Origin of the sequence: Pseudomonas sp. NY15354, from assembly GCF_048068075.1 — a bacterium.
In the GTDB taxonomy this organism is placed as follows: domain Bacteria; phylum Pseudomonadota; class Gammaproteobacteria; order Pseudomonadales; family Pseudomonadaceae; genus Aquipseudomonas; species Aquipseudomonas guariconensis_C.
On sequence record NZ_JBLUPV010000005.1, the window covers coordinates 64,475 to 77,706 of the forward strand.

Consider the following 13,232-nt stretch of genomic DNA (forward strand, 5'->3'; position numbering starts at 1 on the left):
CAGCGCTGCGCTCAACGGTTTTCAGCGCAGATCTCTCGCAACACGTTGCGCAACCACTGGTGGGCAGGGTCCGCTGCGAAGCGCGGATGCCAGAGCAGTGACACGGTAAACGTTGGTGTGGGTACCGGTAGGCCGAAGGTGTGCATGCCCTGACGCAGGTTGGCAGTATGGCGTTCGGGCACGCAGGCGATAAGGTCGGACACCCGGGCCAGCCCCACCGCCGTTGAAAAGCCTCCGACGATTGTCATCACCTTGCGTTCAAACCCAAGCGCGCGCAGCGCGTCGTCGACCTCCCCTCTCTCAGCTCCCGTGCGCGATACCAGAATATGCTGGCCTTGGGCGAAGCGGGCCGCGGTGACCTTGCCCCGAGTCAAGGGGTGCCCTGCGCGCACGACGCCCACATAATTGTCCCTGAACAGTGCCTGAGTGATTAGCTCAGGCGCTGTCGATGGTTCTATCACGCCGGTTTCCAGGTCTACCGCCCCTTCGCGCAGCGCCTTGCTGTCCTTGTCCGGCTTCTGCAGGAAGCACAAGCGCACAGCGGGGGCTTGCTCGCCAATTCGGGCAATGAGCGCAGGTCCGAAACACTCCACGAAGCCCTCGCTGGTCCGCAGGGTGAAGGTTCTAACCAGTCGCTTAAGATCAAGCGTCTGAGACGGGCGCAAGACCGCCTTGGCCTCGTTCACGAGTTGGCCGACCCGAGCACGCAGTTCGATCGCCCGGGGCGTAGGCACAAGCCCTCGCCCCGCCCTGACCAACAGCGGGTCCCCTGTCGTCTCCCTTAGGCGTGCAAGGGCGCGACTCATGGCCGAAGGGCTCAGATGCAGGCGTTTGGCGGCTCCGGCCACACTGCCCTCTGCAAGGACAGCATCGAGGGTAATGAGTAAGTTCAGGTCTGGTGTGGTCATGGATGATGTTAGGGCCCGCATGAATAGTCTTCAGACGAAGGTCAGACAAGGCGAAAACAGCCGAGGACCAATGTTAAGACATGGCGTCTGGTGCATCAATGAAGTGCAAATCGTGCGTCTTCCGCCAGCCCTCGGCACTCCCTAGAGTCGATCCATCGGTACATCCGTAACGAAATCGATCTGGAGAGCCCTATGAACACGTTGGAGAAATTCATTGATGGTGTGCGGTCCGTATGGGGACCGCTGAGTTCAGAGGTGGTTGCCGGCTGCCAGCAGCACCTGGAGACGCTGGTGAATTCACCTGCATCGGAGCAATGGCTGGCAACTTTGCACCTGGAAGCATCCGAACGGCGCGAGCTTCACCGGGACGCGGAGCATGGCTTTGTCCTGCTCGCACACACCGAGTCCACGGGACTGTACCGTCCACCTCATGACCATGGCAGGGCATGGGTCATCTATGCAGTCCAACAAGGTGCCATCGAAGTGACCACCTATGGCCGGATCGAAGACCCGGACGGCAATACGAAACTGGTGAGGCGCGCAGCCACAGTGATCTGGGCCGGACAGAGCCAGTTGTACCTGCCGGGAGATATCCACGACACACGCTGCATCGATGGCCCGGCACTGCTGTTTCGTTTTACCGAACGGGACCTGAAGAAAGAAGAAAAAGAGGCTGGTCGCCTGACCCGCTACGTCGACCAGGCGGGTAGTTGGATCCCCGGGACAGGGCTGTGAACACCCCCTGCGACGGGGACGCCCCCGCATCGGCCACGATGGCACATGGCAAGCATCCTGAGCCTTCCTCCGTCATCGCGATCGGGGCCGTGCTGACGGCCATGGTGCTGGTGGTACTGAACACGACCATGGCAACCGTCGCCTTGCCGACGATGGCCGACGCGCTACAGGTTACCCCGGCTACCGCCACCTGGATACTGACCGCCTACCAGGCAGCGCTGCTGATGGCCCTGCTGCCCTGTGCTGCCCTCGGGGAGCGTCTTGGTTACCGTCGGGTATTCGGTTGGGGCGTGTGGTTGTTCACCGGCGCCAGCGTGCTTTGTGCGCTCTCCCCTTCCCTACCATGCCTCATCGCTGGCCGTTTCTTGCAGGGTCTGGGCGGCGCTGCGGTGATGGCCTTGGGAATGGCGCTAATACGCCGAGTGGTCACGCATCGGCGATTTGGTGTCGCCATCGGCTGGAATGCCCTGGCCGTTGCCCTGTCATCGGCCGCCGGCCCGGTGATCGGAGCGGGACTTCTGACGATTGCGCAGTGGCCCTGGCTTTTTGCGGCGCCCCTTCCACTGGCGGCGGCCGTGTTGTTGGCCTCAAGGGCATTGCCAGACTCGTCCTGCACATCGCACGCGCTGGACTTCATCAGCATGCTGTTGAACGCAGGGGCTTTCGCGACACTGATCGCTGCCGCCGGGGTCGCCACCAGCAGCCCGGCTGCTGCAGGTGCGTTGCTGTCCGGCGTCTTCATTCAACTGTGGCTGTTGGTGCGAAGAGAAAAGACCAAGGCAGCACCACTGCTCCCGCTAGATCTACTGGCCTGCCGATCCTTGCGCCTGTCCGTGATCAGTTCGATCTTGTGCTTCGCGGGCCAAACGGCAGGCATGGTGGCCCTGTCGTTCTTCCTACAGCATACGCTTGGCCTGGGAGCCTGGATGGCGGGGCTACTCTTGGCGCCCTGGCCCCTGATGGTTGCCTTGACGGCGCCGTTCGCGGGTCGCCTTGCGGACCGAGCGCCCACCACAGGGCAGTGTTTGTTGGGCGGCCTATGCCTTGCCATCGGGCTCGGCGCCGCTTCACAGGTTCAGACAACAGGCTCAGCCCTGACGCTGGTACCACTGAGTCTGCTGTGTGGCTTCGGCTTTAGCCTCTTCAACGTGGCCAACAATCGCAACCTGTTTATGACGGCCCCTCTCCAGCGAAGCGGCGCCATGGGTGGCCTGCAAGGCACGGCGCGCTTGATCGGACAATCTATGGGCGGGGTGATCATCAGTGCACTGTTCACACTGTACAGCCATGAGTCAGCGCCTCAGATCGGCCTTGGCATTGGTGCGATGCTGGCCCTGGCCTCGGCGCTCTCGAGTTTGCAGCGAGGTGGGTCGCTCAGCACCGGGAAGCATGACCATCCGCAGAGCAACAGATGACGTGACTCTGAGTACGAGGTTGTTTCCAGGCGAGAGTGAAGAGCCGATTGACGACCGATCACCTCGAAAACAGCCTCGGAATGCTCATTTGCGACCCGTGAAGTCGAGCGCGGCTCCAACCGTTCCTCGGCTGTTTTCGCCTTGCCTGACCTTGGTCTCAAGGTTTTTTGTACTGCCGGCTAAGCGCTCTTTGCCAAGGATGGCTGAAATTCAGAAAAAGCTTCGCTGCGCTTTGAACATCACCATGCTCTCGCAATAACTATTAATTCCTGCATACACATCACAACCCGCGCCCTGCAAGTCGGAACTGCTGTAGACGAGGTTAAGATTGACGCCCGGCCATGGACGAGAGAGCGCCAATGACCAGTCATTGAAATGATCCACCTGGCTACCGTCGCCGATAGTAAAAGGGGTACCTAGGCGATGGTGCGCAACCTTCAACGCGAGGTCGACTTGAAAGAAAGGTAAACGGCCTAAATCGAAAAATAACGTGCCTGTGCGGTTATTTGGGTTGTTTCTCCAAGCACCTCCAAAGCGGCTGTCGAAAGTCGAAAAACCGCCATACAAGGCATAGCTGTCGCTGTTGGCAAGGTTCGGTTGGCTGTAATGGATAAGTCCAACCTCCACGCCCAGGCTTTCATCGAATTGGCGCTTGTAGCCGAAGTAACTATCCAGCTTGAGAGTCGAGTTGGGTGACAGGCCCAAACTCGGTGCGTATTGCCCCAGGTACAAACCGCTGGAATGACTGACATCCACACCACCATGGAAGGCGCCGACCGCACTGGGCGAGATCAACCCATGAGCCATCGAACGAGAGCCGTTGGTACTGAGCTTGAACTCAAGATCGCCCAATTGACGCTGGATCTGCTGGGCGCATAGCGGTGTACAGAACAGCAAGGCCGCCGTCAGCGTTAGCAGGTGTCTAGCCATCTTCACAATCCTGGTAAACCTGCTTTTGAACAAAGAGCATAACGGCATCGATTGCCGTGGAAAACCCTGTGTGATAGGCAACACGCATCCGATAGACAATTCCATCCCACGACTTTACGCCATTTTTACTCGACATTGCCGTATAGCAGGCAATACTGCCGGCAATATCCAAACGAGTTCACTCAATGCCGCTTCCTGCATTGCGTTTCATCGCCTTCATTATTGGTGTATTCCTGATTACTCTGGCCGTCAGCATGGTGATTCCCATGCTGACGCTGCTGTTGTATGACCGCAGCGACGACCTCGGCGCATTCGTCTGGTCGAGCCTCATCGTTCTGTGCGCCGGCCTGGTCATGGTGGCTCGCGGCATCCCGGACACACCGCAACTGCGGGCAAGGGACATGTATTTCCTCACGACGGCGAGCTGGGTCATCGTGTGCGCATTTGCGGCCCTACCGATGGTGTTCATTCGACACATCAGTTACACGGACGCGTTCTTCGAAACCATGTCGGGAATCACCACCACCGGCTCGACGGTGCTGACTGGCCTGGACAGTGCATCGCCGGGGCTACTGATCTGGCGCTCCCTGCTGCACTGGCTGGGAGGCATTGGTTTTATCGGCATGGCTGTAGCGATCCTCCCATTGCTGCGCGTGGGTGGCATGCGCCTGTTCCAGACCGAGTCTTCGGACTGATCCGACAAAGTGACGCCGCGCTCACATGTGGCAGCCAAGATGATCCTGCTGGTCTACCTGGCCCTGACAGCACTGGGGACAGGGGCGTTGTGGGTTGCCGGCATGACCCCGTTCGAAGCCATCAACCATTCGATGTCGCTGATTTCAACCGGCGGTTTCTCTACCTCGGATGCCTCGCTGGGTCATTGGGTGCAGCCTGCGGTGCATTGGGTGGCTGTGGTCATCATGATTCTCGGCAGCCTGCCCTTCACCTTGTATGTTGCCATGCTGCGTGGCCATCGACGCATCCTGTTCAAGGACCATCAAGTTCGCGGTTTCCTGGGTTTTCTTGTTTTCGTTTGGCTCACGGTCGGAACCTGGCTCTGCTGGCACAGCAACCTGTCCTGGTGGGATGCGTTTCGTATCGTTGCGGTCAATGTGACCTCGGTGGTGACCACCACGGGCGTTGCGCTAGGTGATTACACGCTCTGGGGTAGTTTCGCCATCATGCTGTTCTTTTACCTGACGTTCGTCGGTGGGTGCTCGGGCTCTACCGCTGGCGGTCTGAAGATATTTCGTTTCCAGGTGGCTGCAGCCTTACTTGTCAGCAATCTGAAACAATTGATCCACCCACGGGCAACGATTTCGAAGAAATACAATGGGCACCCCATCGATGAAGAGATCGTGCGCTCACTGTTGACGTTCTCGTTCTTCTTCTCAGTCACCATCGCGGTCATCGCCCTTGGCCTCTCTCTGCTAGGTCTCGACTGGACGACGGCGTTGAGCGGGGCCGCTACCGCCGTATGCAACGTTGGACCAGGTCTGGGTACGCTTATCGGTCCAGCAGGTAATTTCGCCTCGTTGTCAGACGCTGCGAAATGGTTGCTGACGGTGGGCATGCTGCTTGGACGGCTCGAAATCCTCACCGTGCTGGTACTTGTCTCTCCAGCTTTCTGGCGATTCTAGATCAGTCGTCATTCCGAGGCGGTTTTCAACGCAGCATTCGAGCATCAAGGCTCTTCGTACAGTGCCTAAAGATCAATATGTGCAAGGCACTGCGCGATACGGTGAACGAGTGCTTGCGATCGCCACTCCTTTCGCTTCTCCTGGTCCAATACTGCCCAAAGGCGCGCCGTCAGGACCAGAGAGAGCTTCAGGAAGGCCAGGACGCTGAGAAGCCCCCCGAAGAGCGCCCGCAAAGGCCACATAGAAGTGGGGGTTTTACTAAATTTTTGCAAACAAAAAGGGCGACCCTTTCGGATCGCCCTTTTCGGTGCCCGGAAACCCGGGGCTTTTGTTTGGTAGGCACAATTGGACTCGAACCAACGACCCCCACCATGTCAAGGTGGTGCTCTAACCAACTGAGCTATGTGCCTGTCGATGAGGGCGCATTCTACGCGCTCCAAAAACGCTGTCAACTGTTTTTTTCGCGCTAACCCACTGAATCTTAAAAATATTTACCCAGCGCAAAGCGACGGGGGGAGTAAAGGATTTTCAACGGACGACTAGCGGGTGTTTATTATTATTGATAGCATCGGTACATTCGTTAAAAATATAAAACACGAGGTTCCCCGAGCATGGCCAATACCCCCTACCCCCAGTCCTACTACGCCGCCTCGGCCAACCCGGTGCCGCCACGTCCGGCGCTGCAGGGTGAGGTGGAGACTGACATCTGCATTATCGGTGCCGGCTACACCGGCCTGTCCAGCGCCCTGTTCCTGCTGGAAAACGGCTTCAAGGTGAGCATCGTCGAGGCAGCCAAGGTCGGCTTCGGCGCATCGGGCCGTAACGGCGGCCAGATCGTCAACAGCTACAGCCGCGACATCGACGTCATCGAGCGCACCGTCGGCCCCAAGCAGGCACAACTGCTGGGTCAGATGGCCTTCGAAGGCGGGCGCATCATCCGTGAGCGCGTGGCCAAGTACAACATCCAGTGCGACCTGAAAGACGGCGGCGTATTCGCTGCGCTGAGCGCCAAGCAGATGGGTCACCTGGAATCGCAAAAACGCCTGTGGGAACGTTTCGGCCACACCCAGCTGGAGCTGATGGACCAGAAGCGCATCCGCGAAGTGGTCGCCTGCGACAACTATGTCGGCGGCATGCTGGACATGAGCGGCGGCCACATCCACCCGCTGAACCTGGCCCTGGGCGAAGCCGCCGCGGTCGAGTCGCTGGGTGGCGTGATCTATGAACAGACCCCGGCCGTGCGCATCGAGCGCGGTGCCAACCCGGTCGTGCACACCCCGCAAGGCAAGGTGCGCGCCAAGTTCATCATCGTTGCCGGTAACGCCTACCTGGGCAACCTGGTACCGGAGCTGGCGGCCAAGTCCATGCCCTGCGGCACCCAGGTGATCACCACCGAGCCGCTGAGCGAAGAACTGGCCCGTACCCTGCTGCCACAAGACTACTGCGTCGAAGACTGCAACTACCTGCTCGACTACTACCGCCTGACCAGCGACAAGCGCCTGATCTTCGGCGGTGGCGTGGTCTACGGTGCTCGCGACCCGGCCAACATCGAGGCCATTATCCGTCCGAAGATGCTCAAGGCCTTCCCGCAGCTCAAGGACGTGAAGATCGACTTCGCCTGGACCGGCAACTTCCTGCTGACCCTGTCGCGTCTGCCGCAGGTGGGTCGTATTGGCGACAACATCTACTACTCCCAGGGCTGCTCCGGTCACGGCGTGACCTATACCCACCTGGCGGGCAAGGTACTGGCCGAGGCTCTGCGTGGCCAGGCCGAGCGCTTCGATGCCTTCGCCGGTCTGCCGCACTACCCGTTCCCGGGTGGTCAACTGCTGCGTGTACCGTTCAGCGCCCTGGGCGCCTGGTACTACAGCCTGCGCGACCGTCTGGGCATCTAAGACGCACCGGGGCGACCAAAGTGTCGCCCCAGGTAATGTCGGCCTTATCGCGGGCCCAGCGCCCTCCCGGCGACCGGGGCGCGCTTGGCCCGCGATTGCCTTACTGGCCCAGGCTGCGGGCCGCCTGTTTCGCCGCGATTTCCTGGCCTGCCCGAGCCAGTTCGTCGGCCGCCTGCAGCCAGCGCTGGCGGTCCACCTGCGCCGGCAATTGCTTCGGTGGCTGCACCAGCACCGCCCAACTTCCCGTCTTCGCCCAGGCGGCCTCGAAATCATCGAACGCCATCAACAGGCGACGCTGCATCCCCGAGCGCAATAGCACTCGCCCTTTATAGCTGTCATAGCCAATCAGCACCGCGTAACGCGGCTCACTCCAAAAGGCCGAACCTTCTTCGTAACGCAACAGCACCGGATTGCCTGCAGCCACCTGAGTCAGCAAGGCGTCCAGACGCTTGTCCAAGGGATAGACGACCATGCCGTATTCACGCGCCACCTTGGGAATGCCAGTGCCCAGCGCATCGGCGCCCTGCGGCAGGTTGAGGGGCTTTTCCAGCAGCCCCGGCGTGATGACCACGCCCTGTTGCGACAGCAGCGCCGCCAGTGCCATGGCCCCACTGTGATTGGCCTTGCCGCGGTAAAACGGCACGCTGCTGATCTCGACCCGCTGCGCCTGCCCTTTGGCGACAGGCGATGGGGCACTGGCGCAACCGGCCAGGCTGGCCGCGACCAGGCACGCCGCCAGCAGCCGGCGCGATGAAATGAAGGTTTCTTGCAACATGGGCACTCGCTTGTTCCGTCGCCAGGCAGGCAGCGCCCGGCCCTGGGCTCCGATCATAGGCTGGGTGCGTGTTCGGGTATAGCCCGTTGCAGGCTTGGAACGAAACGGCCCAAGGGAATAGACCTTCGGTCAATGGAACGCCCTGCCCGTCGAGCTAGACTAAAGCAGTGTCTGGAAGGCGAGCCCAGTGCCCGCCTGAGAGAAGGAGGCACACATGAGCCTGACTATGGCGATTCTGATGCTGGTGGGGATGTGGTTGAGCGTCGCCGCCGCCATGCTGTGGGGGGTGCTGCGCATCGTGCGCAGGCACGCTCATCATCACCTGCCACCGCAACCTATGCCCAAGCCCCAGCCGACGCGTCGTGCGCGGCGGCATCTGGAGGCGCACTGATCGGCCGGCCCAGGTCTGCCGACGCAGCCCAGGCGAGGGCAAAACCGCTCCCCCTCCCTGCCATCCCCTGACCTCTGAATAGCGAAGGGGGCGCATTGCGCCCCCCTCCCTTTACGCTCCGAACGATCAGCCCTCGGCAGCTTCGCGCTTGAGCCGCGCCCGGCGCGCCATGATGTTGAGCACTTCGATCGCGGTAGAGAAAGCCATCGCGGCGTACACGTAACCTTTTGGCACATGGGCACCGAAGCCTTCGGCGATCAGGGTCATGCCGATCATGATCAGGAAGCCCAGCGCCAGCATCACCACGGTCGGGTTGTCGTTGATGAACTTGGCCAACGGGTCGGCAGCTACCAGCATCACGACCACAGCGCTGATCACGGCGATGATCATGATCGGCAGGTGCTCGGTCATGCCCACGGCGGTGATGATGCTGTCGATCGAGAAGACGATGTCGAGCATCAGGATCTGGCCGATCGCAGCGGCAAAGCCCAGGGTCACCTTCGAGCCAGCCTTGGCTTCTTCCTTGGCGCCATGCGGGTCGACGCTCTCGTGGATCTCCTTGGTCGCCTTCCACAGCAGGAACAGGCCACCGGCGATGAGGATCATGTCCTTCCACGAGAAACTGTGGCCGAACACATCGATCACAGGTTCGGTCAACTGGACGATCCAGGCCACGGTCGAGAGCAACGCCAGGCGCATGACCAGCGCCATGCTGATACCGATGCGCCGCGCCTTGGAGCGGTAGGCCTCAGGCAGCTTGTTGGTGAGGATCGAGATGAAGATCAGGTTGTCGATACCCAACACGATCTCCATGGCCACCAGGGTGGCCAGGGCGACCCAGGCAGCGGGGCTTGCAGCGAGTTCCAGCAAATATTCCATGATTTAGTCCTGCATCGGGTCCTGGTCAGATGTCCTGGGTATCGCTTTTGTCTTCGGCGGCCTTGGGCTTGGCGCCCTCTGAGCCGATGGCCTCGCTCAAGGCCTGCTGGGCGGCTTCGTTGGTCTTGTCGATCGCCTGCTTGGCCGACTCGGCGGCCTGGTCGAGCATCTGCTGGGCAGATTTCTCGGCCTGGTCGCAGCCGGCAAGGCTGAACAGGGCCAAGACCAGCACCAACGGAGTGCCGATGGATTTGAGTTGCAACATGGGGTCCTCGCTGTTTCGAATTTCCGACGGCGCATGCAACGCCTGATAGGTGGCGATTCTAGAGAGCGCGATACCTCAGGAAAATTCGTATTTTCACCGGTTATACTTCGGTTTTTTCGAATATCAAGAAACGCCCATGCTCAACTATCGCCAGCTTCACTACTTTTGGGTGGTGGCCAAGACCGGCAGCATTGCCCGGGCCAGCGAACAACTGAACCTGACGCCCCAGACCATCAGCGGGCAGATCAGCTTGCTCGAACAGACCTACGGCCTGGAGCTGTTCCACCGTGTCGGGCGCCAGCTGGAACTGACCGAGACCGGCCGCCAGACCTTGGGCTACGCCGAACAGATGTTCCAGATTGGCAGCGAACTGGAAGCCCTGCTTCGCGCAGGCCCACAGGAGCAGATCCTGTTTCGCGTGGGTGTCGCCGACGTGGTGCCCAAGTCCATCGTCTATCGCCTGCTGGCCCCGACCATGGACCTGGACAACGTGCTGCGCATCAATTGCCGCGAAGACAAGCTCGAACGTCTGCTGGCCGACCTGGCCATCCAGCGCCTGGACCTGGTGATCTCCGACAGCCCGATGCCCAGCCACCTGGACATCAAAGGCTACAGCCAGAAGCTGGGCGAATGTGGCCTGAGTTTTTTCGCCACCCCTGCCCTGGCGCGCCAGCATTCCCAGCCCTTCCCTGCCTGCCTGGACGACGCACCGCTGTTGATCCCAGGCCAGGAGACCGTGGTCCGCAGCCGGTTGTTACGCTGGTTGGCCGAGCAACAAGTGCACCCACGGATCATCGGCGAATTCGATGACAGTGCCTTGATGCAGGCCTTCGGGCAGTCCGGTAGCGGGATTTTCGTGGCGCCCAGCGTGATCGCCGAAGAAGTGTGCCGTCAGTATGGCGTCGAGCTGATCGGGCAGACCGAGGCGGTGAACGAGTCGTTCTATGCCATCTCGGTGGAACGCAAGGTGACCCACCCGGGCATCGTGGCCATTACCGAGGGGGCACGTCGGGAGCTGTTTCATTGGTGACTACAGCGTCCTTACAGGCGCCGCAATTTGCGAAGGTAGCCAAGCAGCCCGGACGTCCGAGCTCAGAACAGGCCTACAAAGCTCTGTGTTAAAGTTGGCGGTTTTACAAAAACGAGATTCTGCTGCACATGACCCCCGTCCTTCGTTTCATCAACCGCACCGGCCTGGTGACGCAGATCTGCATCGGCTTGGTGGCCGGCATTGCCCTGGCCCTGCTCGCCCCAGCGATCGCCCGTGACCTCGCCTTTCTCGGCAAACTCTTCGTCAGCGCACTGAAGGCCGTCGCACCGGTGCTGGTGTTCATCCTGGTCATGGCCTCGATCGCCAACCACCGACACGGCCAGGAAACCCACATCAGGCCGATCCTCTGGCTGTACTTGCTGGGCACCTTCGCCGCCGCGGTAGTGGCCGTGGTCGCCAGCATGGCCTTCCCATCCAACCTGGTGCTCAGCACCGGCGATGCCTCGCTCACTGCGCCTGGCGGCATCGGCGAAGTGCTGCAAGGCCTGCTCCTGAGCGCCGTGGACAACCCGGTCAATGCACTGCTCAACGCCAACTTCATCGGCATTCTGACGTGGGCCATCGGCCTGGGCGTGGCGATCCGTCATGCTGGAGAAACCACCCGTACCGTGGTCGAGGACTTGTCCAACGGCGTCACGTTGATCGTGCGTGTGGTCATCCGCTTCGCGCCCCTGGGCATCTTCGGTCTGGTGGCCTCGACCCTGGCCCAATCCGGCCTGGACGCCCTGCTCGGCTACCTGCACCTGCTGATGGTGCTGATCGGCTGCATGCTGTTCGTGGCATTGGTGGTCAACCCGCTGATCGTGTTCTGGAAGATCCGCCGCAACCCCTATCCGCTGGTCTTCATGTGCCTGCGCGAAAGCGGCATCACGGCGTTCTTCACCCGCAGCTCGGCGGCCAACATTCCGGTCAACCTGGCGCTCTCGGAAAAGCTAGGCCTGCATGAAGACACCTATTCGGTGTCGATCCCACTGGGCGCGACCATCAACATGGCGGGCGCGGCGATCACCATTACCGTGCTGACCCTGGCCGCCGTACACACCCTGGGCATTCCAGTGGATCTGCCGACCGCGGTACTGCTGAGCGTGGTGGCGGCCGTGTGTGCCTGCGGCGCCTCGGGTGTGGCCGGTGGCTCGTTGCTGCTGATTCCGCTGGCCTGCAGCCTGTTCGGGATTCCCAGCGAGATCGCCATGCAGGTGGTGGCGGTCGGCTTCATCATTGGGGTGCTGCAGGATTCGGCCGAGACCGCGCTCAACTCCTCGACCGATGTACTGTTCACCGCGGCGGCGTGTCTGGGACAGGAACGTCGAAGCGCGTGAGTACGCAGGGGCCGCTGTGCGGCCCTTTCGCGACACAAGACCGCTCCTACAGATACGCCGCAGTAGCTTGCAGGAGCGGTCCCAATTGCCTAACGCGGCAGCTTTACCTAGGCTAGTGGCCTTTTCCTCGCAATGAGACAGGGCCATGTCAGAACACGAAACCGCAGGCGAAGGCCGTTTCAGCAGCATCGAGATCCGCGTGCTCGGTTCGCTGATCGAAAAGCAAGCCACCAGCCCGGAAACCTACCCGCTGACCCTTAACGCCCTGGTGCTGGCCTGTAACCAGAAGACCAGCCGTGAACCGGTGATGAACCTCTCCCCCGGCCAGGTCGGCCAAGCCCTGCGCACCCTCGAAGGGCAAGAGATGACCCGCCTGCAGATGGGCAGCCGGGCCGATCGCTGGGAGCAACGGGTGGACAAGGCGCTGGAACTGGTGCCAGCCCAACTGGTGCTGATGGGGCTGATGTTCCTGCGCGGGCCACAGACCCTCAATGAACTGCTGACCCGTAGCAACCGCCTCCATGACTTCGAAGACGTCGACCAGATCCAGCATCAGCTCGAGCGCCTGATTTCACGTGGCCTGGCGCTGCACCTGCCACGCCAGGCTGGCCAACGCGAAGACCGCTACACCCACGCTTTGGGCGACCCGGCGGAAATCGAGGCGATCCTGGCCGCGCGCCAGCAGGGCGGCGGCGAACGCAGCAGTGGCACCCATGTGTCGGATGAGCGGATCGAGGCCCTGGAAGCACGCGTGGCGGCCCTGGAAGCGCGCCTCGCTGCTCTGGAGGGGTGAGTCAGGGTTGATCCGCGTCAGGGAAGTTGCGGCAGCTCTTGCGCTCGGCCAGTTCCTGGTCGCTGGGGCGCTGATCGACGAAGACCGTGCGTCCGTCGGCGTAGATCTCCAGGTAACCCCAGTGCAGGTCCTGCTCCTTCTGCCCGGGCTTGGGTGGCTCTAGCCACCAGGGTTCGCGGCTGATCAGGGTCATGGCTCATGGGTCCGTCAGGTATCTGTCATCCATAATAGACACC

At 61.1% G+C, this 13,232-nt stretch carries 13 protein-coding genes, 1 tRNA gene and 1 pseudogene; 8 read left to right on the top strand and 7 right to left on the bottom strand.

The window, feature by feature from the left end:
• Positions 1-11 precede the first annotated feature (11 nt).
• Positions 12-908: a LysR family transcriptional regulator gene (locus ACNFCH_RS06935; RefSeq protein ID WP_337158625.1), complete on the bottom strand. Its 897-nt coding sequence runs from the start codon at positions 906-908 to the stop codon at positions 12-14.
• A gap of 192 nt (positions 909-1,100) precedes the next feature.
• On the opposite strand from ACNFCH_RS06935, the gene ACNFCH_RS06940 reads away from it, so the two are divergent.
• Both ACNFCH_RS06940 and ACNFCH_RS06945 read left to right on the top strand, forming a co-directional pair.
• Positions 1,101-1,643, top strand: a complete 543-nt coding sequence (locus ACNFCH_RS06940) for a hypothetical protein (protein WP_337158624.1) — start codon at positions 1,101-1,103, stop codon at positions 1,641-1,643.
• Positions 1,640-3,058 carry an MFS transporter gene (locus tag ACNFCH_RS06945; protein WP_337158623.1) on the top strand — a complete coding sequence of 473 codons (1,419 nt, stop codon included), beginning with the start codon at positions 1,640-1,642 and terminating at the stop codon, positions 3,056-3,058. Before ACNFCH_RS06940 ends, ACNFCH_RS06945 begins: the two co-directional genes overlap by 4 nt.
• A 210-nt stretch (positions 3,059-3,268) precedes the next feature.
• Here ACNFCH_RS06945 and ACNFCH_RS06950 read toward each other — a convergent pair whose 3' ends face one another.
• Positions 3,269-3,988: a TorF family putative porin gene (locus ACNFCH_RS06950; RefSeq protein WP_337158622.1), complete on the bottom strand. Its 720-nt coding sequence runs from the start codon at positions 3,986-3,988 to the stop codon at positions 3,269-3,271.
• 185 nt (positions 3,989-4,173) lie between these two features.
• Here ACNFCH_RS06950 and ACNFCH_RS06955 point away from each other — a divergent pair.
• Positions 4,174-5,628 (top strand): annotated as a pseudogene (locus ACNFCH_RS06955) (TrkH family potassium uptake protein).
• Positions 5,629-5,961: 333 nt separating this feature from the next.
• Here the strand turns inward: ACNFCH_RS06955 and ACNFCH_RS06960 are convergent.
• Positions 5,962-6,038 (bottom strand) — tRNA-Val (locus tag ACNFCH_RS06960).
• Positions 6,039-6,239: 201 nt separating this feature from the next.
• Between ACNFCH_RS06960 and ACNFCH_RS06965 the strand changes: the two genes are divergently transcribed.
• Positions 6,240-7,523: an NAD(P)/FAD-dependent oxidoreductase gene (locus ACNFCH_RS06965; RefSeq protein WP_099593145.1), complete on the top strand. Its 1,284-nt coding sequence runs from the start codon at positions 6,240-6,242 to the stop codon at positions 7,521-7,523.
• A 100-nt stretch (positions 7,524-7,623) separates the two neighbouring features.
• Here ACNFCH_RS06965 and ACNFCH_RS06970 read toward each other — a convergent pair whose 3' ends face one another.
• On the bottom strand, positions 7,624-8,355 hold the full coding sequence (locus ACNFCH_RS06970; RefSeq protein WP_337158621.1) for a peptidase C39 family protein: 732 nt from the start codon (positions 8,353-8,355) through the stop codon (positions 7,624-7,626).
• 157 nt (positions 8,356-8,512) lie between these two features.
• Between ACNFCH_RS06970 and ACNFCH_RS06975 the strand changes: the two genes are divergently transcribed.
• On the top strand, positions 8,513-8,689 hold the full coding sequence (locus ACNFCH_RS06975) for a hypothetical protein (protein ID WP_337158620.1): 177 nt from the start codon (positions 8,513-8,515) through the stop codon (positions 8,687-8,689).
• Between the two features lie 126 nt (positions 8,690-8,815).
• On the opposite strand, the gene ACNFCH_RS06980 is transcribed toward ACNFCH_RS06975, so the two are convergent.
• Positions 8,816-9,568, bottom strand: a complete 753-nt coding sequence (locus ACNFCH_RS06980) for a TerC family protein (RefSeq protein WP_196164115.1) — start codon at positions 9,566-9,568, stop codon at positions 8,816-8,818.
• A 25-nt stretch (positions 9,569-9,593) separates the two neighbouring features.
• Positions 9,594-9,833 (bottom strand): hypothetical protein, encoded by a 240-nt coding sequence (locus tag ACNFCH_RS06985; RefSeq protein WP_196164114.1) that lies wholly within the window; start codon positions 9,831-9,833, stop codon positions 9,594-9,596.
• A gap of 136 nt (positions 9,834-9,969) precedes the next feature.
• On the opposite strand from ACNFCH_RS06985, the gene nhaR reads away from it, so the two are divergent.
• The 3 genes from nhaR to ACNFCH_RS07000 all read left to right on the top strand — a co-directional run bounded on the left by nhaR (position 9,970) and on the right by ACNFCH_RS07000 (position 12,996).
• On the top strand, positions 9,970-10,863 hold the full coding sequence (gene nhaR / locus ACNFCH_RS06990; protein WP_337158619.1) for a transcriptional activator NhaR: 894 nt from the start codon (positions 9,970-9,972) through the stop codon (positions 10,861-10,863).
• 128 nt (positions 10,864-10,991) lie between these two features.
• Positions 10,992-12,203: a serine/threonine transporter SstT gene (gene sstT / locus ACNFCH_RS06995; RefSeq protein ID WP_337158618.1), complete on the top strand. Its 1,212-nt coding sequence runs from the start codon at positions 10,992-10,994 to the stop codon at positions 12,201-12,203.
• Positions 12,204-12,348: 145 nt separating this feature from the next.
• A complete protein-coding gene (locus tag ACNFCH_RS07000; protein ID WP_337158617.1) occupies positions 12,349-12,996 on the top strand; it encodes a YceH family protein in 648 nt (215 codons plus the stop codon).
• 1 nt (position 12,997) lies between these two features.
• Here ACNFCH_RS07000 and ACNFCH_RS07005 read toward each other — a convergent pair whose 3' ends face one another.
• Complete coding sequence (locus ACNFCH_RS07005; protein WP_196164110.1) at positions 12,998-13,189, bottom strand: hypothetical protein; 192 nt, start codon at positions 13,187-13,189, stop codon at positions 12,998-13,000.
• Positions 13,190-13,232 lie beyond the last annotated feature (43 nt).

What these genes read in the sequence shown, in the direction of transcription:
- ACNFCH_RS06935 (WP_337158625.1), bottom strand. Translation starts at nt 908, where the DNA reads ATGACCACACCAGACCTGAACTTACTCATTACCCTCGATGCTGTCCTT.
- ACNFCH_RS06940 (WP_337158624.1), top strand. Translation starts at nt 1,101, where the DNA reads ATGAACACGTTGGAGAAATTCATTGATGGTGTGCGGTCCGTATGGGGA.
- ACNFCH_RS06950 (WP_337158622.1), bottom strand. Translation starts at nt 3,988, where the DNA reads ATGGCTAGACACCTGCTAACGCTGACGGCGGCCTTGCTGTTCTGTACA.
- ACNFCH_RS06965 (WP_099593145.1), top strand. Translation starts at nt 6,240, where the DNA reads ATGGCCAATACCCCCTACCCCCAGTCCTACTACGCCGCCTCGGCCAAC.
- ACNFCH_RS06970 (WP_337158621.1), bottom strand. Translation starts at nt 8,355, where the DNA reads ATGATCGGAGCCCAGGGCCGGGCGCTGCCTGCCTGGCGACGGAACAAG.
- ACNFCH_RS06975 (WP_337158620.1), top strand. Translation starts at nt 8,513, where the DNA reads ATGAGCCTGACTATGGCGATTCTGATGCTGGTGGGGATGTGGTTGAGC.
- ACNFCH_RS06980 (WP_196164115.1), bottom strand. Translation starts at nt 9,568, where the DNA reads ATGGAATATTTGCTGGAACTCGCTGCAAGCCCCGCTGCCTGGGTCGCC.
- ACNFCH_RS06985 (WP_196164114.1), bottom strand. Translation starts at nt 9,833, where the DNA reads ATGTTGCAACTCAAATCCATCGGCACTCCGTTGGTGCTGGTCTTGGCC.
- nhaR (WP_337158619.1), top strand. Translation starts at nt 9,970, where the DNA reads ATGCTCAACTATCGCCAGCTTCACTACTTTTGGGTGGTGGCCAAGACC.
- sstT (WP_337158618.1), top strand. Translation starts at nt 10,992, where the DNA reads ATGACCCCCGTCCTTCGTTTCATCAACCGCACCGGCCTGGTGACGCAG.
- ACNFCH_RS07000 (WP_337158617.1), top strand. Translation starts at nt 12,349, where the DNA reads ATGTCAGAACACGAAACCGCAGGCGAAGGCCGTTTCAGCAGCATCGAG.
- ACNFCH_RS07005 (WP_196164110.1), bottom strand. Translation starts at nt 13,189, where the DNA reads ATGACCCTGATCAGCCGCGAACCCTGGTGGCTAGAGCCACCCAAGCCC.